20 protein-coding genes are annotated in these 22,702 nt (G+C 66.5%); 11 read left to right on the forward strand and 9 right to left on the reverse strand.

Features of this window, described 5'->3' with window-relative positions:
* Positions 1-41: 41 nt before the first annotated feature.
* From ABIC94_RS08850 to ABIC94_RS08860, 3 genes are all read left to right on the forward strand, one after another.
* Entirely contained in the window at positions 42-2,417 is a 2,376-nt protein-coding gene (locus ABIC94_RS08850) for a Tex family protein (RefSeq protein WP_354372643.1), read from the forward strand.
* Between the two features lie 39 nt (positions 2,418-2,456).
* The gene (locus tag ABIC94_RS08855; protein ID WP_354372644.1) at positions 2,457-3,530 is read left to right on the forward strand and encodes a patatin-like phospholipase family protein; all 1,074 of its coding nucleotides are present in this window, start codon (positions 2,457-2,459) and stop codon (positions 3,528-3,530) included.
* 90 nt (positions 3,531-3,620) lie between these two features.
* Positions 3,621-4,604, forward strand: a complete 984-nt coding sequence (locus tag ABIC94_RS08860; protein ID WP_354372645.1) for a tripartite tricarboxylate transporter substrate binding protein — start codon at positions 3,621-3,623, stop codon at positions 4,602-4,604.
* Between the two features lie 6 nt (positions 4,605-4,610).
* Here ABIC94_RS08860 and ABIC94_RS08865 read toward each other — a convergent pair whose 3' ends face one another.
* From ABIC94_RS08865 to ABIC94_RS08895, 7 genes are all read right to left on the reverse strand, one after another.
* Complete coding sequence (locus ABIC94_RS08865) at positions 4,611-4,997, reverse strand: DUF4150 domain-containing protein (RefSeq protein ID WP_354372646.1); 387 nt, start codon at positions 4,995-4,997, stop codon at positions 4,611-4,613.
* 17 nt (positions 4,998-5,014) lie between these two features.
* On the reverse strand, positions 5,015-5,749 hold the full coding sequence (locus ABIC94_RS08870; RefSeq protein WP_354372647.1) for a DUF3540 domain-containing protein: 735 nt from the start codon (positions 5,747-5,749) through the stop codon (positions 5,015-5,017).
* Complete coding sequence (locus ABIC94_RS08875) at positions 5,746-6,858, reverse strand: pentapeptide repeat-containing protein (RefSeq protein WP_354372648.1); 1,113 nt, start codon at positions 6,856-6,858, stop codon at positions 5,746-5,748. Before ABIC94_RS08875 ends, ABIC94_RS08870 begins: the two co-directional genes overlap by 4 nt.
* Entirely contained in the window at positions 6,855-9,500 is a 2,646-nt protein-coding gene (locus tag ABIC94_RS08880; protein WP_354372649.1) for a DUF2169 family type VI secretion system accessory protein, read from the reverse strand. The genes ABIC94_RS08875 and ABIC94_RS08880 overlap by 4 nt, the downstream gene beginning before the upstream one ends.
* Positions 9,501-9,507: 7 nt before the next feature.
* Positions 9,508-9,951: a hypothetical protein gene (locus ABIC94_RS08885; RefSeq protein WP_354372650.1), complete on the reverse strand. Its 444-nt coding sequence runs from the start codon at positions 9,949-9,951 to the stop codon at positions 9,508-9,510.
* A gap of 3 nt (positions 9,952-9,954) precedes the next feature.
* Entirely contained in the window at positions 9,955-12,297 is a 2,343-nt protein-coding gene (locus ABIC94_RS08890; RefSeq protein ID WP_354372651.1) for a type VI secretion system Vgr family protein, read from the reverse strand.
* 361 nt (positions 12,298-12,658) lie between these two features.
* Positions 12,659-13,795, reverse strand: a complete 1,137-nt coding sequence (locus ABIC94_RS08895) for an iron-containing alcohol dehydrogenase (RefSeq protein WP_354372652.1) — start codon at positions 13,793-13,795, stop codon at positions 12,659-12,661.
* Positions 13,796-13,864: 69 nt separating this feature from the next.
* On the opposite strand from ABIC94_RS08895, the gene ABIC94_RS08900 reads away from it, so the two are divergent.
* Positions 13,865-14,842 (forward strand): alpha/beta hydrolase, encoded by a 978-nt coding sequence (locus tag ABIC94_RS08900; RefSeq protein WP_354372653.1) that lies wholly within the window; start codon positions 13,865-13,867, stop codon positions 14,840-14,842.
* Positions 14,839-15,720 (forward strand): YbgC/FadM family acyl-CoA thioesterase, encoded by an 882-nt coding sequence (locus tag ABIC94_RS08905; RefSeq protein ID WP_354372654.1) that lies wholly within the window; start codon positions 14,839-14,841, stop codon positions 15,718-15,720. The genes ABIC94_RS08900 and ABIC94_RS08905 overlap by 4 nt, the downstream gene beginning before the upstream one ends.
* Here ABIC94_RS08905 and ABIC94_RS08910 read toward each other — a convergent pair.
* Entirely contained in the window at positions 15,714-16,658 is a 945-nt protein-coding gene (locus ABIC94_RS08910) for a hypothetical protein (protein WP_354372655.1), read from the reverse strand. The two genes, ABIC94_RS08905 and ABIC94_RS08910, sit on opposite strands and share 7 nt — an antisense overlap.
* Before the next feature lie 145 nt (positions 16,659-16,803).
* Complete coding sequence (ygfZ, locus tag ABIC94_RS08915; protein ID WP_354372656.1) at positions 16,804-17,730, reverse strand: CAF17-like 4Fe-4S cluster assembly/insertion protein YgfZ; 927 nt, start codon at positions 17,728-17,730, stop codon at positions 16,804-16,806.
* A gap of 131 nt (positions 17,731-17,861) precedes the next feature.
* Between ygfZ and mltG the strand changes: the two genes are divergently transcribed.
* The 6 genes from mltG to ABIC94_RS08945 all read left to right on the forward strand — a co-directional run bounded on the left by mltG (position 17,862) and on the right by ABIC94_RS08945 (position 22,591).
* Positions 17,862-18,896 (forward strand): endolytic transglycosylase MltG, encoded by a 1,035-nt coding sequence (gene mltG, locus ABIC94_RS08920; protein ID WP_354372657.1) that lies wholly within the window; start codon positions 17,862-17,864, stop codon positions 18,894-18,896.
* Positions 18,893-19,561, forward strand: a complete 669-nt coding sequence (tmk, locus tag ABIC94_RS08925; protein ID WP_354372658.1) for a dTMP kinase — start codon at positions 18,893-18,895, stop codon at positions 19,559-19,561. The genes mltG and tmk overlap by 4 nt, the downstream gene beginning before the upstream one ends.
* A complete protein-coding gene (locus ABIC94_RS08930; protein WP_354372659.1) occupies positions 19,558-20,577 on the forward strand; it encodes a DNA polymerase III subunit delta' in 1,020 nt (339 codons plus the stop codon). The genes tmk and ABIC94_RS08930 overlap by 4 nt, the downstream gene beginning before the upstream one ends.
* A complete protein-coding gene (locus tag ABIC94_RS08935) occupies positions 20,574-20,951 on the forward strand; it encodes a PilZ domain-containing protein (RefSeq protein WP_354372660.1) in 378 nt (125 codons plus the stop codon). Before ABIC94_RS08930 ends, ABIC94_RS08935 begins: the two co-directional genes overlap by 4 nt.
* Before the next feature lie 144 nt (positions 20,952-21,095).
* Positions 21,096-21,905, forward strand: coding sequence for a TatD family hydrolase (locus tag ABIC94_RS08940; protein ID WP_354372661.1), 810 nt, complete (start codon positions 21,096-21,098; stop codon positions 21,903-21,905).
* Entirely contained in the window at positions 21,902-22,591 is a 690-nt protein-coding gene (locus ABIC94_RS08945) for an ankyrin repeat domain-containing protein (protein ID WP_354372662.1), read from the forward strand. Before ABIC94_RS08940 ends, ABIC94_RS08945 begins: the two co-directional genes overlap by 4 nt.
* The last annotated feature ends 111 nt before the right edge of the window (positions 22,592-22,702 follow it).

The raw sequence follows: 22,702 nt of genomic DNA on the forward strand, positions 1-22,702 counted from the left end.
TCGGCACCGCCGGCCGTGCGTGACAGGGACGCCATTCAGAAATGCAGAAAATCATTCGCCAGCTTGCCGCCGAGATCAAGGTAGGCGAGCACCAGGTGAAGGCGGCCATCGAACTGCTCGATGGCGGCGCCACGGTTCCGTTCATTGCCCGCTACCGCAAAGAGGTCACCGACGGCCTCGACGACATTCAGCTGCGCGAGCTCGAGGCGCGCCTCTCGTACCTGCGCGAGCTCGAAGACCGCCGCGTCGCGGTGCTCAAGAGCATCGACGAGCAGGGCAAGCTCACGCCCCAGCTTCGTGCCGCGATCGAATTCGCGCCCACCAAGCAGGAGCTCGAAGACCTGTACCTGCCCTTCAAGCAGAAGCGCCGCACCAAGGGCCAGATTGCGCGCGAATTCGGTATCGAACCGCTGGCCGACAAGCTGCTGGCCGACCCGACGCTCGACCCCGCGGTCGAGGCCAAGGCCTTCCTGCAGCCGGCCACCACACTGGACGACGGCAAGCCGGGCCCCGATTTCTCCACCGTGCCGGCCGTGCTCGACGGCGTGCGCGACATTCTTTCCGAGCGCTGGGCTGAAGATGCCGCGCTGGTGCAGCGCCTGCGCGAATGGTTGTGGGCCGAAGGCCTGCTGAAGTCCACGCTGATGGCCGGCAAGGACGAAAACAACGCAGACGTCTCCAAGTTTCGCGACTACTTCGACTACGACGAGCCGATCGGCCGGGTGCCGTCGCACCGCGCGCTGGCGGTGTTCCGCGGCCGCGCGCTCGACATCCTCGACGCCAAGCTGGTGCTGCCGGTGGAGCCCGAGCCGGGCAAGCCCAGCATCGCCGAAGGCAAGATCGCCCTGCACCTGGGCTGGAGCCATGCCGCCCGACCGGCCGACGACCTGATCCGCAAGTGCGTGGCCTGGACCTGGCGCGTGAAGCTCGCGCTTTCCACCGAACGCGACCTGTTCACCCGCCTGCGCGAAGAGGCCGAGAAGGTGGCCATCAAGGTGTTTGCCGACAACCTGCGCGACCTGCTGCTGGCCGCACCCGCCGGCCCGCGCGTCGTGATGGGCCTGGACCCGGGCATTCGCACCGGCGTGAAGGTGGCCGTGGTCGATGCCACCGGCAAGCTGGTCGAAACCGCCACCGTGTTCCCGCACGAGCCGCGCAAGGACTGGGAAGGCTCGCTGCACACGCTCGGCAAGCTCTGCGCCAAGCACGGCGTGAACCTGATCGCCATCGGCAACGGCACCGCCAGCCGCGAGACCGACAAGCTGGCCGCCGACCTCATCAAGCTGCTCGCCAAGATGGCCGCGCAGGCCGGAGCGCCCGAGATGACGGTCGACAAGGTGGTGGTCAGCGAAGCCGGCGCTTCGGTGTATTCGGCCAGCGAATTCGCATCGCAGGAAATGCCCGATGTCGACGTGAGCCTGCGCGGTGCGGCCAGCATTGCGCGCCGCCTGCAAGACCCGTTGGCCGAGCTCGTGAAGATCGACCCCAAGAGCATCGGCGTGGGCCAGTACCAGCACGACGTGAACCAGAGCGAACTCGCTCGCACGCTGCAAGCCGTGGTCGAAGACTGCGTGAACTCCGTGGGCGTGGACCTGAACACCGCGAGCGTCCCGCTGCTCAGCCGCGTCTCGGGCCTGTCGGCCAGCGTGGCCAAGGCCGTGGTGCGGTGGCGTGAATCGAACGGCGCGTTCTCCACCCGCAAGCAACTGCTCGACGTGACCGGCTTCGGCCCCAAGGCCTTCGAGCAGAGCGCGGGTTTCCTGCGAATTCGTGACGGCGCCGACCCGCTCGACATTACCGGCGTGCACCCCGAAACCTATCCGCTGGTCGAACAGATCATCGTCAAGACCGGCAAGCCGATTGCCGAGCTGATGGGCCGCGCCGAGATGCTCAAGACGCTGAAGCCGGAGCTGTTCGCCAACGAGAAGTTCGGCGTCATCACGGTGAAGGACATCCTGGGCGAACTCGAAAAGCCCGGCCGCGACCCGCGCCCCGACTTCAAGGTGGCGCGCTTCAACGACGGCGTGGACGACATCACGGACCTGGTCGAGGGCATGATCCTCGAGGGCACCGTGAGCAACGTGGCGCAGTTCGGCGCCTTCATCGACCTGGGCGTGCACCAGGACGGCCTGGTGCATGTGAGCCAGCTGAGCCACAAGTTCGTGAACGATGCGCGCGAGGTCGTGAAGACCGGCGACATCGTCAAGGTCAAGGTGATGGAAGTGGACGTGGCGCGCAAGCGCATCGGCCTGTCGATGAAGCTCGACGCAGCTCCCGCACGGCGCGACGGCCCGCGCGACAACCGCTTCGAAGGCGCGGGGCGCGGCCAACAACAGCAGCCCCGCCGCGACAACTCGCCGCAGCCCGCGGGCCAGATGGCCAGCGCCTTCGCCAAGCTGCAGGGGCTGCGCAAGTAGCCGTGCAGCACGGTTCTTGCTGATGCAGCCGGCATCATCATGAAAGCACTGCGCATCTACGCCGGGCCGGCGGCCCGCAAGCACATCGAAGAACACGGCCTGCGCCCGCAGGACGTGCGCACCATTCCCGGCGCGGCGGGCGGACCCAAGGGCCTGATCCTCGGGCCGCTCGACCGCTTCATCTTCGGGCGCTGGCTCACGCAGTCGAGCCAGCCGGTGCACCTCGTGGGCGCGTCGATCGGTGCCTGGCGGCTTGCGACGGCCTGCCTGTCCGATCCGCAAAAGGCCTTCGAGCGCTTCGAGCACGACTATGTGCGCCAGCAGTTCGAGGTACCGCCGGGGCAGAAGCGCCTGAGCCCGCAGCAGCTCAGCCAGCGCTTTGCCGAAAGCCTGCTCGACTTCTACGGCGGGCGCATCGGCGAGGTGCTGCACCACTCGCGCTACAAGCTCCATGTGGTGACTTCGCGTGGCCGCCACATCCTCGGGCGCGAGGGCAGGGCGCGCACGCCCTTCGGCTATCTGGGCGCCTTTGCCACCAACAGCCTGCACCGCAAAGGCTTGGGCGCGTGGCTCGAGCGCTGTGTGTTCTCCACGCCCGGCGCGGCCTTGCCTTTCGGTACGAAAGACTTCCGCACGCGCCAGCACGCGCTCAGCGAAGAGAACTTCAACATGGTGCTGCAGGCATCGTGCTCGATTCCGTTTCTTCTTGCCGCGGTGCACGACATTCCGGGCGCGCCGCGCGGTGCGTATTGGGACGGCGGCATTACCGACTACCACCTGCATCTCGACTACCAGCCGGTGGACGAGGGCATCGTGCTGTATCCGCATTTCCAGCGCTCGGTGGTGCCGGGCTGGCTCGACAAGGGCCTGCGTTGGCGCCACAAGTCCACCGGCTTTCTCGACCGCATGGTGGTGCTCGCGCCCGACGCCGACTGGGTGCGGTCGCTGCCCAACGGCAAGCTGCCCGACCGCAAGGACTTCATCCACTTTGCGACCGATCCGCAGGCCCGCATCGGCGCGTGGAGCAAAGCCACGCGCGAGGCGCAGCGGCTTTCCGATGAGTTCGAGGCTTGGCTCGAACCCGGTCGCACGCGCGACATCCTGCCGCTCTGATCACGCTGCCGCCGGGCAAACCCTGACGGAGGGCGCGCGCGGCGCCTTCGAGAATGGCCGATTCACTCTTTTCAGAGAAAGCCGCCACTCATGCAGCAGGCCCGAATTTCACGCCGCCGGTTCACCCTTGCCGCCGCTGCGGCCGCGACCGTCCCGATGCCCGTGCTGGCCCAAGGCGCATGGCCCAACAAGCCGATCCGCATCATCGTGCCGTACACGCCCGGCGGCTTCACGGACCAGATGGCGCGGCTGGTGCAGGTGGGCCTGCAGGCGCGGCTCGGCCAGCCGGTTCTCGTGGACAACAAGCCGGGTGCCAACAGCCTGATCGGCGTCGATGCCATCGCCAAGGCCGCACCTGACGGCACCACTTTCGGCGTCGTCATTGCAGCTTACGCGGCCAACACCACGCTGTACCCCAAGCTGCCCTACGACCCGCAAAAAGACCTGACGGGCGTTTCGTTGATGGGCGTGTCGCCGCTGCTGGCGGCGGTCAATATCAATGCGCCGTTCAAGACCGCGCGCGAACTCATCGACTATGCGCGCGCGAACCCCGGCAAGGTGAGCTTCGGCTCATCGGGCAACGGATCGGCCGCGCACCTGACGACCGAGCTGTGGAAGTCGCTCACGCAGACCTACATGATCCACATCCCATACCGCGGTGCGGTGCCGGCGCTGACCGACTTGATGGGCGGCCAGATCCAGCTGTTCTTCGATGCGCCCACGGGCCTCATCAACCAGGCGAAGGCTGGCAAGGTGCGGCTCATCGGCGTCGCGGGCGACAAGCGACTGACCGCCGCGCCCGATGTGCCCACCTTCATCGAGCAGGGCTTCGCGGGCTTTACCGGCAGCACCTGGGCCGGCATGCTGGCGCCGGCCGGCACGCCGCGCGATGTCGTCAAGCGCATGTCGGAAGAGGTGGCGCGCGTCATCAAGAGCGACGAAACGCGCGCCAGGCTCGACGCCATGGGCACGATTCCGGCGGGCAGCACGCCGGAGGAATTCGACGCCTTCATCACGGCTGAAACCGCGAAGTGGGCGAAGGTGATCCGCACCGCGGGCGTGAAGGCGGAATAAGAAGCCTCAGGCCGCCAGCACCAGCACCTTGAACTGGCTCGGCACGATGCGCATGCCGACGATGTTGCAGCGGTTCTGCACCGACAGGCTGGTCATGCGCGTGCAGGGCGTGCCCTTGAGCAGCACGGTGAATGCACCGGTGATGTGGCGCGAAGGCCCCATCACCGTCTGCGACACCACGCCCATCAGCACGCCCGCGTTGTCGCCGTTGGTGATGGGCGTGACGGTGGCAAGGTTGTGGGCCGGCGTGCCGCCGTAGAGGATGTTCCAGGCGTTGGGGATGGCCGTGGGCCCGAGCGCGAAGTTCGGGTACGGGATGGGCAGCGCCGGCGGCGTCTTGCAGACATCTGGAAATGCGAGGTCCATGCCCATCATCTGTGCGTTGGCAAACATGCGTAAGGCTCCTTCAATCAACCCATGTGGATCTGCTCGGCATCGACCTTGACCAGCCCCTTGCTGGTCAGCAGCGTGTTCTTCGAATGCAGGCGCAAGGTCTGCTCGACCTGAATGTCGATCTGGCCGGCACGCACCTGTTCCATCTCCTCGGTCAGGCGGAAGCTCGAGCGGGTGAGCAGGTTGAGGCGATCCAGCACCACCTCGCAGGTGCGCCCGACGAAGCGCGACACCAGCACGCTGAAGCGGATGCGGGCGCCCTGGTAGTCCATCTCCCCGATCTCGCAATGGGCCCGCCGGGCCTGCGCGCGCCACTCGGGCGACTGCATGGCGATCGAGGTGTCCGACTCCAGCGCTATCGGGCCGGTGCTGCGCGCGCGGATGCCACCCGAGCGCGACACCAGCGTCAGGTCGCCGTCCACGGCCAGCGTCGCCTGCCGCGGGTCGGCCTGGACTACCACCGCGATGACGAAGCTGTCGCCCTGGCGGGTCGAGGTGATCAGCACCGTATCGCCCGGCGCAGGCAGCAGCAGGCAGCTGGCGACGCGCCGGCAGCGCAGCGATCCCTGGCCGTCGTCGAGGTCGACCTCGAACCAGGGATCGCCATCGCTGGCGATCACCGTGGCGGTCCGCGTGCCGGAGTCCGCGCGGGCCGCATGCGAAGGGCGCTGCATGAGCGGATCCAGCACGCCTTGCGTTGCATGGCGTGCAGTGGCGATCGTGTCGCCGGCGGTGGTCCGGGTGGAGGTCATGGGCTTTCTTTCTTGGGGCGGCGGCCATGGACGTCGCGGTCCAGGCGGGATGGACGCTCGGGTTGCTGGAGCGCCACCTTCTGGGCTTCGTGCAGCGCAGGGTCCCGGTCCAGCGTACCCAGGCGGGTACTGAACCTGGCGCCGTCCAGGTCGGCGCGATGAAACACGGTGCGCAGGAAAGCGGCATCGCGGAAGTCGGCCTGGACCAGCGAGGCGTAGGAAAAATCGGCGTAGTCGAGGCGGCTGCCGGCGAATGCGGTCTGCCCGCAGTGCGCGCGATGGAAGACGCCTTGCTCGAGCTGCGCCTGCGAGAAGTCTGCGCCGTCGAGATGGGCGTCGACCCATATGCTCTGCTGGAAGTGGCCGCGCCGCGCATCGACGCCGCGCAGGTCCGCCTCGGGAAACAGGCACTGCATGGCCTGCGCCCCTGCCAGCACCGCATTGCGCAGGTCGGCACCCTTGAAGTTGCACTGCGTGAGGCGCGCATCGCGGAATCGGCACGCCGTCAGCACCGCATCGATGAACTGGCAGAGGTGGAACTGCTGCCCGGAGAAGTCCTGCCCCGCAAGATCCGCCTCGCTGAAAATCGCGTTCGTGAAGCTGGCTCCGGCGTAGCGCGTGCCCGTCAGCGCTGCGCGAAAGAAAATGGTCGACGAGAAGGCCACCTCATTGAAGGACGCGCCCGTCAAGTCGCATTCGGAGAACACGGCTTTGTCGAGGCTGGCACGGTCCAGGCAGGCGTTGCGCAGCTCGCTTTGATGGAAGTTCGCCTGGTCCATGAAGGCCTCTTCCAGCCGAATGCCCCACAGCGTGCAGCCGCTGAACACCGAATGCGGCATGGAGGCCGCATCCAGCACCGCATCCTGCAGGCTGCACTCGTGGAAGGCGGCGCGCGTCAGCTCCGCCCCCGGCAACTGCGCCTGGTCGAAGCGGCATTTCTCGAAGAGGGATTCGCCCAGACGCGCGGCATCGGCCTGAGCGCCCCGGAAGCTGCATTCGCTGAACACGCCGCCGCGCAGGTCGATGCCCCTCATGTCCATGTTGCTGAAGTCCTTCTCGCGGATCGGCTCGCCGTTGCGGACCTGGGCTGCCAGCGCCTCGGCGTTCACGCGCCGCCCGCCTCGGGGCGCCGGGGCAGTGTCTTCATCTGGTCGATATGGGCACCCAGGGTGATCGTGCCTGGGGTGATGAGGATCTGGGAAACATCGGCACGGAACAGGTTGGCCTCGCCCAGGTCGGCATCGACCAGGCAGGCCTTCTGAAGGTTGGCATTCATGAGATTGGCGAGCCGCAGGGAGGCACGCGTGAAATCGGCGCGGATGAAGAGGCTGTCGGGCGCCGCCGCCGCGCGCAGGTCCGCGCCCTTGAGCGACGCGGAGGAGAAATCGCAGGTATCGAGCGTAGCCCGCCTGAAGTTCGCGCCATCGAGAGGCAGCTCGCGCAGGGTGCAATGCACCAGCGTGGCATCCTCGAAGTCGGCCTCGCGAAGATCCGTGGTGCCGACGAAGCTGGTGGTCTTGAGCATGGCATGCCGAAACCGGATGCCCTTGTGCAGCGGCGTATGGGCCCAGCTGCAGGCTTCGATGGTGGCGCCGGAAAAATCCACCGACTCGAATTCGGCCTGCACGAACAGCACCTTTTCCAGGCGTGCCTCGCCGAAGTCGCAGCGCGCCAGCCGGCAGTGTTCGGCCATGCTCACGTAGCGGAGGTCGGCGCGCCGCAGGCTGCAATCCGCGAGTTCGATTCCCTGCAGCAACAGATGGCTCCACCTCGCTTCGTCGAGACAGCAGCCGTCGAGGCGCAGCTTTTCCATCTGCGTGCGCTCGAAGCGGGCCTGCGCGAAGTTGGTGTTTTCGCAGCGGGCGAGGCTGAGGTTGGCACGCTCCAGGTTGCAGCCCGTCAACGAGGCCTGGCGCAGGTCGGCGCGCACCAGCACCGATTGGCTCAAGTCGGCGCCATCCAGGCGGGTGCCCTGGAGGCGGGCGCCTTCGAGCAAGGTCTGGTGCATGCGGGCGCCCCGCAGATCGAGGCCCGACAGGTCGCAGCCCGTCAGATCCATGGCGGACAGATCGCGGTCCGCGGCCATTGCGGCGAGCACGCGTTCGCGCGTCTGCGCATTCTGTTCGGCAGCCATCGGATCGGCAGCGGCCTGGTGGTGGGCCGCCATGCGGTACAGCGTCAGCATGTCCTGCCGGCCCCGCTGCCCGAGGGCCTGCAGCTCGGCGTGCTCGGCGGCGCTCATGGCCGGGGTGCCGGTGGCCGCGGCGATGCCGGCCAGGCCCTTGACGATCGCCTCGGCCTCGAATTTCGGCGGGCCCTTGAGCTGCGCGTTCTGGCTTTCCTCGGTGATCCGGCTGCTGTCGAAGCCCGCCTTGCGCGATTCGGATGCGTTGTCCCGGGCCGCCTTCGCGACCTCCTGCCTGGCTTCCTCCAGCTTGCGTTCCTGTTCGCGCTGGTAGGCGTGTGTCTTGTCGATGAACTCGGGCAGTTCGGCCAGCGTGGGCATCTTGTCGAAAGGCTTGGGCAGGGGCCGTTCCCGGAAATGGCGCGCCTTGTGGCCGGCCTCCAGGCCGCGCGCCGTCAGTTCGGCGCGCAGGCGCTCGCCCTTGTCCTTGATGTTCCTTGCCAGGATCGATTCGCGCGCGTCGATCTGGTCCAGCCAGGGGCCGATGGCCGAGGCCGGCAGCAGTTCCTCGTCGAGGAGCGCATGGATCGCGCCTTTCTCCAGGTTGCAGCGATTCTCGAAGACCCTCTCGTAGTGGGAGAGGGGGCGCAGCGGGCTGTCTGCAGCCTCCATCGCCGGCATGACATGCGTGATATCCGCCGCATCGTCTTGGGCGATGAGCGTCTCGCCGTGAAAGATCAGCATGACCTGCGCCATGTGCGGGAAGAACCAGGCGGTGGTCAGCCGCAGCGGCACCTCTTCCAGCGCAAGGGGCCGCGCGGACTTTCTCGCCACGAAACCGCGTGCGCGCAGATCCGGAAGCCTTCCGCGCAGCACCGCATGCTCTGGGTGCATGTTCCAGATCTCGTAGGGCGCGGCTGCGGGAATGGACAGTTCGTCGTTCCACCGTTGTTCCGGAGCCGCGGCGTTGAAGAACTGCCAGTCCATGTCGCGCGCAAAGCCGGGGTAAAGCGTCTCGCGCCACTGGTCGCCGTAGTCCGTGCCCAGCAGCTTCAGGCGTTCGGGCAGATCGACGTCCATCGCACCCGGGCAGGCCGGGGCCGGCCTGCGGTCGGGGCGGTCCATGCCATCGCCCGGGCGTTCGACGTTGGGAAGCCGCTGCACCAGCAAGCCATTGACCATCTCGGGTGCATACCCGATGCCCGCGGGGTTGGCGGCAAAGCCGGGGCCACCGAACGCGTGTCGCCAGTCCAGGCGCATGGTGTCGAAAGCCTGCGGCTCGGTGGCGCGGCCATCCAGCCAGTAGCGGTCGCCCGAAACAAGGAACTGGCGTCGCAAGGTGCCGACGCGCAGGTCGACCGCGCAGCGTGTCTTGTCCTGCTGGTGGCAGGTGTAGGCCTGGCCACTCACCAGGAATTCGGGCCGCAGCTTGGGAATGCCGAGATCGATCGCGGACTGGTTTCCCAGTTCGGCAGAGACGGTCTTCCAGAGCTCCGTCTCCGGCAGCAGCACGCCCCCTTCGCCGAGGGTATGCATGCCGATCACGGTGAGTGCGAGACGCTGGCTTTGCGCGCGCAGGAAGGGTCGTGTAAGGACGCTCAGGCGCAGGGGTTTGATGGTTTTCACGGCGGGATCAGCGCCTTGCGCCGCGGATCACCAGCGGGGTGTGCCTGCGGTCGATGGCCAGTCGCGACGGGTCTTGCGGGTCCTGCAGCAGATGAATGTCGGGGCGGCCCGCGGAAAAATGGGCCAGCAGGTCCTCGTCGATGAGCGTGCGCAAGGTGGTCTGCTGCTCGATGCCGGCGGCATCGACGTAGGCGACGCCCAGCTGCACGGCCGTCATGCGCTGCCCGATGGGGCCGCGCCGGGAGTAGCCGCTTGGCGAGCGCACCAGGGAAACCGCGACGCCCTGCAGCGGACGCCCGCTGGCCTGCAGCTGCTGCCACAGACGGCCTTCCTCGGCATAGGCGCGATGGCTCATCAGCGCCACCGCGAGCACGATTGCGGCGAGCGCGATCACGCCCAGGCTGACGACGCCGAACACCCCCCACAGCACGATATCGAGCACGTTTTCCACGCTTCAGAGCAGGATCTTGAGCGCCTGGATGCCGGCGCGCAGACCGCCCGTCTTGATCTCCGTGCCCACGAGCTGGATGAGCGCACCGGCATCCCCCAGCGACATTGCCTTGTTCTTCCACTCCACGCCCACAGCCTCCAGCTTCACGCCGATGGCCTGCGCCTGCACGCCGATGGCCATCGAACGCACCGCCACCACGCCCAGCGAAATGCCCGACACGTCCATGTTCAGGCCGGTGCCGCCCAGGCGGAACCACCTCCAGTCGCTGCTCTTGGAGTAGTTGTTGGTGTAGGAGACGGAGTTGTTGGTGTAGTTGACCGTCAGGTTGTTGTAGGTGTTCGACGTCGTGTTGTAGACGCTGGTGTTGATGACGTGCTGCGTCGTGTTGTGGATGTGGTTCGTCGTGTTGAAGGTCACATCCGGGGAGGTGTGCACCGTCGGGCCGGTCACCGTGGTGTTCGAGGGGCCGTTGACCAGCACGGTGTTCGAGGTGTCGATGGTGTCGTTGCGTCCGCCGCTCACGAAGCGGATCTCCTTTCCATCGATGGTGCCGTGGAAGCCGCCGGTGATCGCAAGGTTGACGCCGCCCGAGATCGTGTCGTTCAGCCCGCCACTGAGCGTGCGCTTCTTGCCGCCCGAAATAGTCTGCGTGACGCCGCCGCTGACCGTTTCGCCGAAGCCGCCGGTCACGTCGCGCGTGTCGCCGCCGGTAATGGTTTCTTTCGCGCCCGCGGTGATGTCGCGCGTTTCGCCGCTCTTGTAGGTGGCCGATTCATGGCCCTTGATGAGCGTGGTGCGCGTGCCGTCTGTGGTGTGCGTTTCGTCTGCTTCCACCTCGACGTCGAGGTTGCGCTCGGCGTGCAGCAGGATCTGCTCGGCGCCGCTGCGGTCTTCGAAGCGGAGCATGTTGGCCTGGTTGGCCGCGCCGCCCGTGCTCGATCGCGTGAGGATGCCGCTGGCCGTGGCATTGGCCGGAAGCTCCCACGGCGGCATCTGGTCGTTGTTGTAGACGCGGCCGGTGATGATGGGGCGGTCAGGCTCGCCGCCGATGAAATCGACGATCACTTCCTGGCCCACGCGCGGCATGTGCATGGTGCCGTAGTTGGCGCCGGCCCAGTTGCTCGACACGCGCACCCAGCAAGAGCTGTTTTCGTCCGACTGGCCATAGCGGTCCCAGCGGAACTGCAGCTTCACGCGGCCGAAGCGGTCGGTCCAGATTTCCTCGGGGCCGACGACGGTGGCGGTTTGCGGGCCGTTGGTGCGCGGCTTGGGTGTTTTGCGCGCGGGCCGGTAGGGCACGTTCGAGGGCAGCACCGTGAAGTCGAACTGGCACACCGACTCCGTGCCGGTGCCTGTGGAGTATTCGGGCTCCTGCAGGTCGTAGCGGGTTTCGGTGACCAGGTATTCGCGGTTGTCCGACTCGCGTGGGCAGTGCGTCATCTCGAACAGATAGCCGGGCGCCATGCCGACCACGTTGGTGTGGCCCGCGGCAAGCTCATGCGCGCACTGCAGCTCCTGCAGGCGAATCTTCGCGTAGGTATCGCCTTGCTGGTGCTCGCTGTAGCCGCCCAGCCATTCATAGACTTCATAAGTCGAATGGTCGTGGCCCTTGGGGTCCTGACGCACGCTTTGCAGCGAGGCCCGCGCTTTCTTGAAGTCGAAGTCGTCGAGCATCACGCGGCCCGAGGTAATTTGCTCGGACACGCGCCACTGATCGATGCAGGGCTCCATCGCATGAAGCACGCGGTCGCGCGGCCGGTACGGAATGGCGGCGTAGCCCGGCAGCTTGCCGTAGCCGCCGGTGTCGTCGGCCAGCACCAGCAGGTGCGAGTTGTTGGCGTGCTCGAAATGGTAGGCGATGCCTTCGTGTTCCATGAGGCGGCTGACGAAAGCGAAATCGCTCTCCTGGTATTGCACGCAGTATTCCCAGGGACGGTAGCTGCCCGTCAGGCGCTTCTCAAACTCGAAGCCATATTTGCCCAGCACTTCGTCGAGCACTTCGGGCACGCTCTTGTTCTGGAAAATGCGGCAGTCGGTGGTGCGCGTGAGGTACCAGAGCCAGGGCTGCACCAGCGCACGGTACACATAGTGGCGGCCGGTTTCGTTGGCGCGGCCCACGAGCTCGAAGCGCACCACGGTGCCATTGAGAAAGCGCGGCGCGCCGCCGTCGGTCACCTCGATGGTCAAAGAGGTACCGAGCAGCTTCTTCAGGTCGAGGTTGAAGCTCGGGCTGACCATGTCGACCTCGAACTCGAACAACTGCGACAGTGCTTCCCGGCCCCGCATCGCGCGGAACTTGAGCTGCTCGGCGTTCAATACGGTGTGAACCTGGACGGTACGCGTCATTCGAAATTTCCCTGACCCTTGGGGCTTCTGCGGATGCAAGCCTTCGGGTTCCAGTCTAGAAATTCCTTATGTCATATACATGACGTGCGAGGGGAAGCCTCGCTGCTTCTGGTGAGTTGCAGTGCGTGGCCGATTCGGGGCGCGTGCAAAGGCCACCGGGTACTCCCCTCCGCGAATGTCCCCCGGCTTCGCCTCCTCCTTTATTTCGCTGCGGGGAGCACCCGATGCCCTGTGCACTGGGGCACGCTGCTGGTTTTCCGCCGATCAACGACCTGCGCGTATGACGCACCCGTCGGCGGGTGCGCGCCCTGAACAACAACGCCTCCGAACAACCCCCAACGTGCCCCGAAAAAAGACAGCCCTACATCGAAGCTTCGAGCATCGCCTTATAGTCGTCGCGCGTAGCCAGCCGCGGGTTGGTTTTGTGGCAATGGTCGGCCATGGCGCCATCGATGATCTTTTCGAACAAGTCCGGCGTCACGCCTACCTCGGCCAGGCCCTTGGGCATGCCGAGGCGCGCATTCATGTCGCGGATCGCGTCGCCGAGATCGCCGGCCGAGTCGAGGTGCATGGCCTGCGCCATGCGCTGCAGCCGCTGCTCTTTCTGCACCGACTCGGCACCTGCATTGAAATGAATTACCGCCGGCAGGAAGAGGGCGTTGAGCGTGCCGTGGTGCAGGCGCGGATCGACCCCGCCCAGGCTGTGGCTCAGCGAGTGCACGCAGCCAAGGCCCTTCTGGAAGGCCATCGCGCCCTGCATCGACGCACTCATGAGGTTCAGACGCGCTTCGCGGTCGCTGCCGTCTTTGGTGGCGCGCTCGATGTGCAGCCAGGCCCGCTCCAGGCCATCGAGCGCGATGCCGTCGGCCGGTGGGTTGAAAGCGGCCGACATGAAGGTTTCCATGCAATGCGCGATCGCGTCCATGCCGGTGGCAGCCGTGAGGCGGGGCGGTAGGCCGAGCGTGAGTTCGGGGTCGCAGATCGCGGCCTTGGGCATGATGAACCAGCTATGAAAGCCGAGCTTGCGGTGGTCATCGACGATGACGATGGCGCCGCGCGCCACCTCGCTGCCGGTGCCGCTGGTGGTGGGCACTGCAATGATCGGCACCACGCGGTCGGTGATTTTCGGCGAGCCGCCTTCGATGGTCGCGTAGGTCTTGAGCGGGCCTTCATGCGTGGCGGCAATGGCCACACCCTTGGCGCAATCGATGGCGGAGCCGCCGCCCACGGCAATGAGCCCGTCGCAGCGCGCGCTGCGGTACAGCTCCACGGCCGAGCGCACGGCGGCTTCCGTCGGGTTGGATGGCGTCTGGTCGAACACCGCCACTTCGAGGTCGGCGATGGCGTCGAGCGCCTTCTGCAGCACGCCTGCCGCGCGCACGCCCGCGTCGGTCACGATCAGCGGGCGGGTGATGCCTATGCGCGCACATTCGCTGGACAGCAGCTTGATGGCGCCGAATTCGAACTGGATCTGGGTGAGGTATTGGATGAGGGCCATGAGGTGGGAGTGCCTGGGGCAGTACGATTGCAGACCACCCAAATCTAACAAGCAGGAACAGTCTTGCACATGAATAAAACCCTTGCCGCTGTCGCGCCCGGCACATGGCAGCCACCGCTCACCGCGAAGATGGCGAGCGTCGTCGAGCGCATGGCCCGCGCAGGCCATCCGAGCCTGGACCAGCTCACGCCCGAGGAAGCCAAGGCGTCCTACGAGAAGGGAGCAGGCGTGCTCGAAGTGCCGAAGCCCGCGCTGGCCCGGGTCGACGACTTCACGATTCCGGCGCGCGATGGCTTCGCGATTCCCGCGCGGCTCTACGCACCATCGGCGACGGCGAAGCTGCCGGCGCTGGTGTATTTTCATGGCGGCGGCTTCACGGTCGGCAACATCCGAACCCACGACACGCTGTGCCGGGTGCTGAGCGGCAAGAGCGGTTGCGCGGTGGTGTCGGTCGATTACCGGCTGGCACCCGTGCACAAGTTTCCGACCGCCTCTGACGATGCGTGGGATGCGTTCGCCTTCATTGCCAACGAGGGCGCGCGCCTCGGCCTCGACACCAGCCGTCTCGCGGTGGGCGGCGACAGCGCAGGCGGCACGCTGGCCGCGGTGTGCGCCATCCTCGCACGCGACGCGGGCCTGCCGCTCGCGCTGCAGATGCTGATCTATCCCGGCACCGCGGCGCACCAGGACACGGCCTCGCACCAGCGCTACGCCCATGGCCCGCTGCTCACCAAGGCGCTGATCGACTATTTCTTCGGCCAGTACGTGCGCACGCCGGCCGACCGCGACGACTGGCGCTTTGCGCCGTTGCTGGCAGACGATGTCGACGGTGTGGCGCCTGCCTGGATCGGGCTGGCCGAATGCGACCCGGTGGTGGACGAAGGCATTGCCTACGCCGACAAGCTGCGCGCGGCGGGCGTGGCGGTCGATCTGGAAATTTACCGCGGTGTGATCCACGAATTCCTCAAGATGGGTCGCGCCATTCCCGAGGCGCTGCAGGCGCAGGATGATGCGGCGTACGCACTCAAAGAAGCACTGAAACCATGAGCGAAGAAACCGTACCCCAGAGAAAAGACTTCCGCTTTTTCCATCGCCTGCGCGTGCGCTGGGCCGAAGTCGACATGCAGAAGATCGTGTTCAACGCGCACTACCTGATGTATTTCGACACCGCCATTGCCGACTACTGGCGCGCGCTCGCGCTGCCTTACGAGGAGGCCATGCATGCGCTGGGCGGCGATTTGTACGTGCGCAAGGCCACGATCGATTTTCGCGCCTCGGCGCGCATGGACGACGTGATCGACGTGGCCATGAAGTGCGCGCGCATCGGCAACTCGTCCATGGTCTTCGAGGGCGCGTTGTTCCGGCAGGACCAGTACCTGGTGGGTTGCGAGCTCGTCTATGTGTTCGCAGACCCGGCCACGCAGACATCGAAGCCGGTGCCGCCTGTGCTGCGAGAAATTCTCACGGGCTTCGAGGCCGGTGAGTCGATGAGCACAGTGGAAACCGGTGACTGGAAAGCCCTGGGCGAAGGCGCCAGCGCCTTGCGCCGGGCCGTCTTCATCGAGGAACAGAACATTCCCAAGGAACTGGAATGGGACGAGCATGACGCGGTGGTGCTGCATGCGGTGGCGCGCAACCGGCTCGGCCAGGTGATTGCGACCGGCCGGCTGCTGAATGCCGTGGACGGAACGGCCATGCTTGGCCGCATGGCCGTGCACCGCGTGCTGCGCAGTGGCGGGCACGGCGCCGCGGTGATGCAGGCACTGGAGGCAGCCGCCAGGGCGAGGGGCGATCGAGAGATCGGCTTGCATGCGCAGCGCAGCGCGGAGCGTTTCTATGCGCGGCTGGGCTACGCCGTGCACGGCGAGCCCTTCGAGGAAGCCGGCATCCCGCACATCGAGATGCGCCGCGCGCTCAATCAATAGCGGGCGGGCGGGTCGGGCACATAGCCCATCTCCGAGCCCGGAAAGGCGGACGGGCCTTCATGACGCGGCCAGCGCGGCGGAGGCGGCGGTACAGGGACCACGCCTGCGGCAATGAGGTTCTCGCGGCTGTCGTAGCGGATGCGAACCACCTCGTCGGGCGTGGACTGCGCGCGCTCGAAGGTGGTGTGGCCGACATGCGATGTCTCGCGTCGGCCGTGGCCGGTGCCCAGGCTCGGGCTGGGCGGCGATTGCCGGGCGAGTCCGCCTTTCGCGGATCCGGCAGCTTCCGCGCCCAGGGCGCTGTCGGCGGAGCGGGCTTGCGCTGCAGGTTCGGCCGGTGCGGCTTCGGCCACGGCGGATGGCGCCTCATTACGGCTCTTCATCTCGCCGGTGCTGCCGTCGCGGCGCGGAGATGCCACGGGCGGCGCGGAAGGCGGCACGGGCACCCGCTCGCGGAACATCGCGACGCCGATCACGCCGACATCGACTGGCCGGCCGGTGCGGCTTGCATACGAATTGGCGATGGAAGTGAATTCGAAGGCCGCGATCTGCGAGTCGCTCTTGCGCCAGCCGGTGATGTCGCTGCGCTCGCCGCCGGAAAAGACGTACCCGTTCTGCAGCACGCCCGCTGTTTCGCCGGTGACGACGTTGACCCCGTCCACCGACATCACGGCCATGATGCGTTCGCCCATCGCATTGCGTGCGCGAATCGCGTAGCGTGTGCCGGGCCGCCCGGCGACCCAGTATTCGCCGCGGTGGCGGTAAATGGGCAGCTCGCGGCCGGTGGTGCGGTCGACCACGCTGACCTGCATCAGCGAACCGATGCGGTTGTATGTCGAAGGCGGTGAGGGCGGAGAAGGCGGCCGTATCGGGCTTTCAGCGCAAGCCGAGAGGGCGGCCAATGCGAGGGCCGTCGAGAAGATGAGTCTGCGCTTCATGGTGTCTTCCTTGCCAGGAGTGAATCGGTACGGCTTCTACGGAGCAGCACCGGCGGCAGGGTTAAACGCGCGCAAAAAAATAGCGCGGCCTCTTTCGGGGCAGCGCTGAACGTCCATTTCCAGGACGTCGGGGGATCGGCAAGACCTAGATGTCTTCGAGCAGCGGATATGGCAGCGGCTCGACCGTGAGCGCCGGACCGTCGGCGCTGCCCGCACGCAGTCCGCCGGTTTCGAGTGCCGAGATCTGGATGGAAATCAGCGCGGCCCAGCCGCCGTCCGGTGCCGGCGCAGCCTGCGCCACCGTGCCCACGGGCTGCTCGGCGTCGCCGGCGGCGAACACTTCCTGCCCCGGGCTCACCGGCGCATCGGCCTGCACAAGGTAGGTGCGGCGCTTCAGCGTGCCGCGAAACTGGCTGCGCGCCACGATTTCCTGGCCCGGGTAGCAGCCCTTCTTGAAGTTCACGCCACCCACGGATTCGTAGTTGATCATTTGCGGCACGAAAGCCTCGACCACCGGCGTGGTCAACGTCACGATGCCGCTGCGAACCTCGCTCCACTGCCAGAGTTCCGCGTCGAGCGCCGGGCCGGCGGGCACCGGGCTGCCGGCGGGGGCAATCCACATGGCGCGCGGCACGCCGTCGGCGGGGTAGAGCGATACCGAGCTGATGTCTTCGCCGATGGCGGTGCGCTGGCCGGGCAGGGCGGCGGCATCGAGGCCGTTGGCGGTCAGTGCGGTGCCGGCCAAGCCGTACAGCGCGAACTGCTCCGTGGCATCGGTGAGCTTGGCCTTGGCGCGCAGCACGTACATCGACAGGCGCTTGAGCGTGGCGGCCAGGATGTCGCGGCTGCAGACCAGCAGCACCAGGTCGGGCTGTGGCCGAATGCCGACAAAGCTGGCAATCACGCGGCCCTTGGCGGTGCAAAGCGCGGCCAGGCGGGCCTCGGTGGCGCCGAGCAACGAGAAATCCTGGGTGAGCTGGCCATGCAGGAAGCCGGCGGCATCCGGTCCTTCGGCGCGAATCACGCCAAGGTGCGAGAGAGCGGTAACACCATTGAGAACGACAGTAGTCATCGCTGAATTATCATGGTCGAAGCCGTTCTGTCCGGTCTGCAGGGAAACTTGCCGTTGTTCCCGCAGGGCCACCGACTTTTCGCACCGAATCCTCGATTCGTTTTTCTTTTCTCCGTTATTCCATCGGACCCGTGCGCCGCTTCTTTCTTACGCTCTTTCTGCTCGCCGCCCTGGGTGCGCTCGGCCTCGGCGCTGCCGGGTTGTGGTGGGTGCACCAGCCGCTCAAGCTGCCCGCGCCCAGCCTCGATCTTTCCGTGGAGCCCGGCACCACGCCGCGCGGTGTTGCGCAGGCGGTGGCCGATGCGGGCGCCGATGTGCAGCCGCAACTGCTTTATTTCTGGTTCCGCATTTCGGGACAAGATCGCCAGATTCGCGCCGGCAGCTACGAGCTGGAGCGCGGCATCACGCCCAAGATGCTGCTCAATGTGCTGGTGCGCGGTGAGGAAGCCACCCGCAGCTTGGTGCTGGTGGAGGGCTGGAACTTCCGGCAGGTACGTGCGGCCCTCGCCAAGGCCGAGCAGCTCAAGCCCGAAACCGTGGGCATGCCCGACGACGCCCTGATGGCCAAGCTGGGCAGACCCGGCGTGCACCCCGAAGGCCGCTTTTTCCCGGACACGTACACCTATTCGAAGGGCTCGACCGACCTGGCGCTGCTGCAGCGCGCCATGCGGGCCATGGACAAGAAACTCGAAGCCGCCTGGGCGGCCCGGGCGGCCGATTTGCCGGTCAAAACGGCTGATGAGGCGCTAATTCTGGCCAGTATTGTCGAAAAAGAGACAGGAAAAGCCAAAGACCGCTCCGAAATTGCCGCCGTGTTCGTCAACCGGCTGCGCACCGGCATGCCGCTGCAGACCGACCCGACCGTGATCTACGGCATGGGCACCACCTTCGACGGCAACCTGCGCAAGAAAGACCTGCAGACCGACACGCCCTGGAATACCTACACGCGCGGCGGCCTGCCGCCCACGCCCATCGCCATGCCGGGCAAGGCGGCGCTGCTGGCGGCGGTGCAGCCGGCGCAAAGCAAATCGCTGTATTTCGTTTCGCGCGGCGACGGCACCAGCCAGTTCAGCAGCTCGCTCGACGACCACAACCGCGCGGTCAACCGCTACCAGCGCGGTGGTGGGGGCGGCAATGGCGAACCCAAACCGAAGGCTGCGCAATGAGTGAAGGCTTGTTTCTGACGCTCGAGGGCATCGACGGTGCGGGCAAGTCCAGCCATCTCGACGCGATGGAAGCGCTTTTCAGGACGCAGGGCCGCACGGTGGTGCGCACGCGCGAGCCCGGCGGCACGCCGCTGGCCGAAACCTTGCGCGGGCTCATCCTCGAACAGCCGATGGACCCGCTGACCGAATCGCTGCTGGTGTTCGCGGCGCGGCGGGATCACGTCACGCGGGTGATAGAGCCGGCGCTGGCGCGCGGCGACGTGGTGCTGTGCGACCGCTTCACCGACGCCACCTTTGCCTACCAGGGCGCGGGCCGAGACTTCGATACGCAGATGCTGTCGACGCTGGAGCAATGGGTGCAGGGTAGGGCAGATTCCTCCAATGCGGCACAGCTGCTGCAGCCCCACATCACGCTGTGGTTCGACTTGGCGCCCGAGATCGCCGCCCAGCGATTGGCCGGAGCGCGCTTGCCCGACAAGTTCGAATCCCAGCCGGTCGAATTCTTCCGGCGTGTTGCGGCGGGCTACGCAGCACGCGCGGCCGCCGATGCGCAGCGCTTCGTTCGCATCGACGCCAGCCAGACACGCGACCAGGTCTGGCAGCAGGTCGAGACGGCGCTCGTTGCGCGCGGCGCGCTGGCATCCGCAACGGGGACCACACGATGAGCACACCGGCGCTTTCGCCCTGGCTGCACCGGCCGCTCGCAGAACTGTTGCGCCAGCGCGGCCATGCCTGGCTGCTGCAGGGGCCTTCGGGCCTGGGCCAGTACGAACTTGCGCTGGCACTTGCCGCCGCCTGGCTGTGCGAACAGCCGGCGGAAGAGGGCGGCACCGCCTGTGGCCATTGCCCCAGTTGCCATTCCATCGAAGTTCGAACCCATGCCGACCTTTGCGTGCTCATGCCCGAGGTCGCCATGCAGGAACTCGGCTGGCCGCTCGACGAAAAGGCCCAGGCCGATATCGACGACAAGAAGCGCAAACCCAGCCGCGAGATCCGCGTCGAAGCCATGCGCGACGCAGTCGGCTTTGCCCAGCGCACCAGCGCCCGCGGCCGCGGCAAGGTGGTGCTGGTGTATCCCGCCGAGCGCATGAACACCATCACCGCCAATGCGCTGCTCAAGACGCTCGAGGAACCGGTCGGCGACGTCCGCTTTGTGCTGGCCAGCGAGGCGGCGTGGCAACTGCTGCCGACCATTCGCAGCCGCTGCCTCGGCTTTACGCTGCCATGGCCGGAAACGGCCGAAGCCGAAGCCTGGTTGGGCGCACACGACGTGCCACCCGCCGATGCCACCGCCTTGCTGCGCGCGGCAGGTGGCCGGCCCAGCGATGCCTTGCGGCTTGCGCGCTCCGGCCAGTCGCCCAAGGCCTGGTCGCTGCTGCCCAAGGCAGTGTTGCGCGGCGACGTCGCCGCGCTGGCGGATCAAGCACCCTCGCAGGCCATCGGATCGCTGCAAAAACTCTGCCACGACCTGATGGCCGTCGGCAGCGGTGCCGAACCCCGGTTTTTCGAGGCGGCCGACCTGCCGTCGGCAGTGCCTTCGCACCTGGCGCTGGCGCGCTGGTCCAAGTCGCTTGCCAATGCGGCAAGAACCGCCGAACACCCCTTCAATGCGGGTCTCATGCTGGAAGCGCTTGTGAGCGAGGCGCGAACCACCCTAAACTCTGCTCCTCGCCGACCATGAACCAACCAGCCGCCCCCGCCGCCGCCGCAACGCCTCAAAGGCCGAGCGTGATCCAGCTCGCCATCAAGGAAAAGGGTGCGCTCTATGCCGCCTACATTCCGCTGTTTGCCGAAGGCGGCATCTTCATTCCGACCGCGCGCGAATACCGGCTGGGCGACGATGTCTACGTGCTGCTGACGCTGCCCGAAGACCCGCAGCGTTATCCGGTGGCCGGCAAGGTTGCGTGGATCACGCCGCAGCGCGCCGCCGGCAACAGGGCGCCGGGCGTCGGCATCCGCTTCCCGTCGGACGAAAAATCGCGCCAGCTCAAGGCGCGCATCGAAGCGGCACTCGGCGGCTCGATGGCCTCCGACCGGCCGACACAAACCATTTAGCTCGACGGCTAGGCTCGCCCCCAGGCTGCGCGCACTTCGTGTCGCTACGCCCACCCCCTACCGGGGGCAATACCAGCGGCCCGGCAGAGCCGGTTCCGCGGTATTTCTGGAATGGGGCCAGCCGCCGCCGCTCCCTGACACGCCATGTTCACCGACTCCCACTGCCACCTGACTTTTCCCGAGTTCGCGGACCAGATGCCGCAAATCCGCGCCGCCATGGCCGAGGCACAGGTCGACCGGGCCTTGTGCATCTGCACCAAGCTCGAAGAGTTCGACGACGTGCAGGCCCTGGCGGCCCGCTACGACAACTTCTGGGCCAGCGTGGGCGTGCACCCCGACAACGAGGACATCGCCGAGCCCACCGTTGAAGACCTGGTGCGGCGCGCGGCCTTGCCCAAGGTAGTGGCCATCGGCGAAACCGGCCTCGACTACTACCAGATGGAAGAACGCAAGGGCGGGCGCAGCATCTCCGACATGGAATGGCAGCGCGACCGCTTTCGCGTGCACATTCGCGCCGCGCAGCAAACCCGCCTGCCGCTCGTCATTCACACGCGCGAAGCCTCGGCCGACACGCTCGCCATCCTCAAGGAGGAGGGCGAAGACGGCTCCGGCAATGCCGCGGGCGGTGTGTTCCATTGCTTTACCGAAACCGCCGAAGTCGCGCGCGCGGCGCTCGACCTGGGCTTCTACATTTCCTTTTCGGGCATCCTGACCTTCAAGAAGGCGCAGGACCTGCGCGACGTGGCGGCCTTTGTGCCGCTGGACCGCATGCTGATCGAAACCGACAGCCCGTATCTGGCCCCGGTGCCGTACCGCGGCAAGACCAACAATCCGTCGTACGTGCCGTATGTCGCAAAGCAGATCGCCGAACTGCGCAAACTGCCCATCGAAGCAGTTGCAGAGGCGACGAGCGACAACTTCGAAACGCTGTTCACGGGAGTAAAAACAACATGAAGAAATACATCCAGAAGTTCTTGTATCTGGCTGTCGTAGCAGCAACTTTTTCCGCAAATGCGGGTTCGTTCGAAGATTTCTTCCGCGCCGTGCGCGGAGACAATGCCAGCGGTGTGCGCACCTTGCTGAACCGCGGCTTCGACCCCAACACGCGCGACGAAAACGGCCAGACTGGCTTGATCATCGCCTTGCGCGAACCGTCGCCCAAGGTTGTCCAGGTGCTGCTCGAGTCGCCGCAAACCGATGTCGACATTGCCAACGCCAAGGACGAAACCCCGCTGATGCTGGCGGCCATCAAGGGCCAGCAAGACCTGGTCACCCAGTTGCTGAAGCGCGACGCCGCGGTCAACAAGACCGGCTGGACGCCGCTTCACTACGCCGCCAGCAGCGGCCAGTTGAGCATCATGAAAGTGCTGCTCGACAACTACGCCTTCATCGACGCGCAATCGCCCAACGGCACCACGCCGCTCATGATGGCCGCAATGTACGGATCGACCGAGGCCGTGAAGCTCCTGCTGGCCGAAGGCGCGGACACGGCGATGAAGAACCAGCTCGGCATGACCGCGGTCGACTTCGCAACGAAAGCCAATCGCCCGGAAGCCGCGCAACTGATCGGGGCCGCAGCCGGCGCAAAAGCCAATCCGCAGGCCAATCCCCAGGCGCTACCCAAAGACGGTAAATGGTGAGTTCCACGGCCTGGCTCGCCGTGGCTTGCGCACCAGGCACTACGCCGCTTTCCTTCGACGCGAAGGGCTGATCGGGCGCTCCGGCAACAGGTCCGGCAAAACACCAAAAGA

It is taken from the genome of Variovorax paradoxus (genome assembly GCF_040544635.1).
GTDB classification, from domain to species: domain Bacteria; phylum Pseudomonadota; class Gammaproteobacteria; order Burkholderiales; family Burkholderiaceae_C; genus Variovorax; species Variovorax paradoxus_R.

What these genes read in the sequence shown, in the direction of transcription:
- ABIC94_RS08850 (WP_354372643.1), top strand. Translation starts at nt 42, where the DNA reads ATGCAGAAAATCATTCGCCAGCTTGCCGCCGAGATCAAGGTAGGCGAG.
- ABIC94_RS08855 (WP_354372644.1), top strand. Translation starts at nt 2,457, where the DNA reads ATGAAAGCACTGCGCATCTACGCCGGGCCGGCGGCCCGCAAGCACATC.
- ABIC94_RS08860 (WP_354372645.1), top strand. Translation starts at nt 3,621, where the DNA reads ATGCAGCAGGCCCGAATTTCACGCCGCCGGTTCACCCTTGCCGCCGCT.
- ABIC94_RS08865 (WP_354372646.1), bottom strand. Translation starts at nt 4,997, where the DNA reads ATGTTTGCCAACGCACAGATGATGGGCATGGACCTCGCATTTCCAGAT.
- ABIC94_RS08870 (WP_354372647.1), bottom strand. Translation starts at nt 5,749, where the DNA reads ATGACCTCCACCCGGACCACCGCCGGCGACACGATCGCCACTGCACGC.
- ABIC94_RS08890 (WP_354372651.1), bottom strand. Translation starts at nt 12,297, where the DNA reads ATGACGCGTACCGTCCAGGTTCACACCGTATTGAACGCCGAGCAGCTC.
- ABIC94_RS08895 (WP_354372652.1), bottom strand. Translation starts at nt 13,795, where the DNA reads ATGGCCCTCATCCAATACCTCACCCAGATCCAGTTCGAATTCGGCGCC.
- ABIC94_RS08900 (WP_354372653.1), top strand. Translation starts at nt 13,865, where the DNA reads ATGAATAAAACCCTTGCCGCTGTCGCGCCCGGCACATGGCAGCCACCG.
- ABIC94_RS08905 (WP_354372654.1), top strand. Translation starts at nt 14,839, where the DNA reads ATGAGCGAAGAAACCGTACCCCAGAGAAAAGACTTCCGCTTTTTCCAT.
- ABIC94_RS08910 (WP_354372655.1), bottom strand. Translation starts at nt 16,658, where the DNA reads ATGAAGCGCAGACTCATCTTCTCGACGGCCCTCGCATTGGCCGCCCTC.
- ygfZ (WP_354372656.1), bottom strand. Translation starts at nt 17,730, where the DNA reads ATGACTACTGTCGTTCTCAATGGTGTTACCGCTCTCTCGCACCTTGGC.
- tmk (WP_354372658.1), top strand. Translation starts at nt 18,893, where the DNA reads ATGAGTGAAGGCTTGTTTCTGACGCTCGAGGGCATCGACGGTGCGGGC.
- ABIC94_RS08930 (WP_354372659.1), top strand. Translation starts at nt 19,558, where the DNA reads ATGAGCACACCGGCGCTTTCGCCCTGGCTGCACCGGCCGCTCGCAGAA.
- ABIC94_RS08935 (WP_354372660.1), top strand. Translation starts at nt 20,574, where the DNA reads ATGAACCAACCAGCCGCCCCCGCCGCCGCCGCAACGCCTCAAAGGCCG.
- ABIC94_RS08940 (WP_354372661.1), top strand. Translation starts at nt 21,096, where the DNA reads ATGTTCACCGACTCCCACTGCCACCTGACTTTTCCCGAGTTCGCGGAC.
- ABIC94_RS08945 (WP_354372662.1), top strand. Translation starts at nt 21,902, where the DNA reads ATGAAGAAATACATCCAGAAGTTCTTGTATCTGGCTGTCGTAGCAGCA.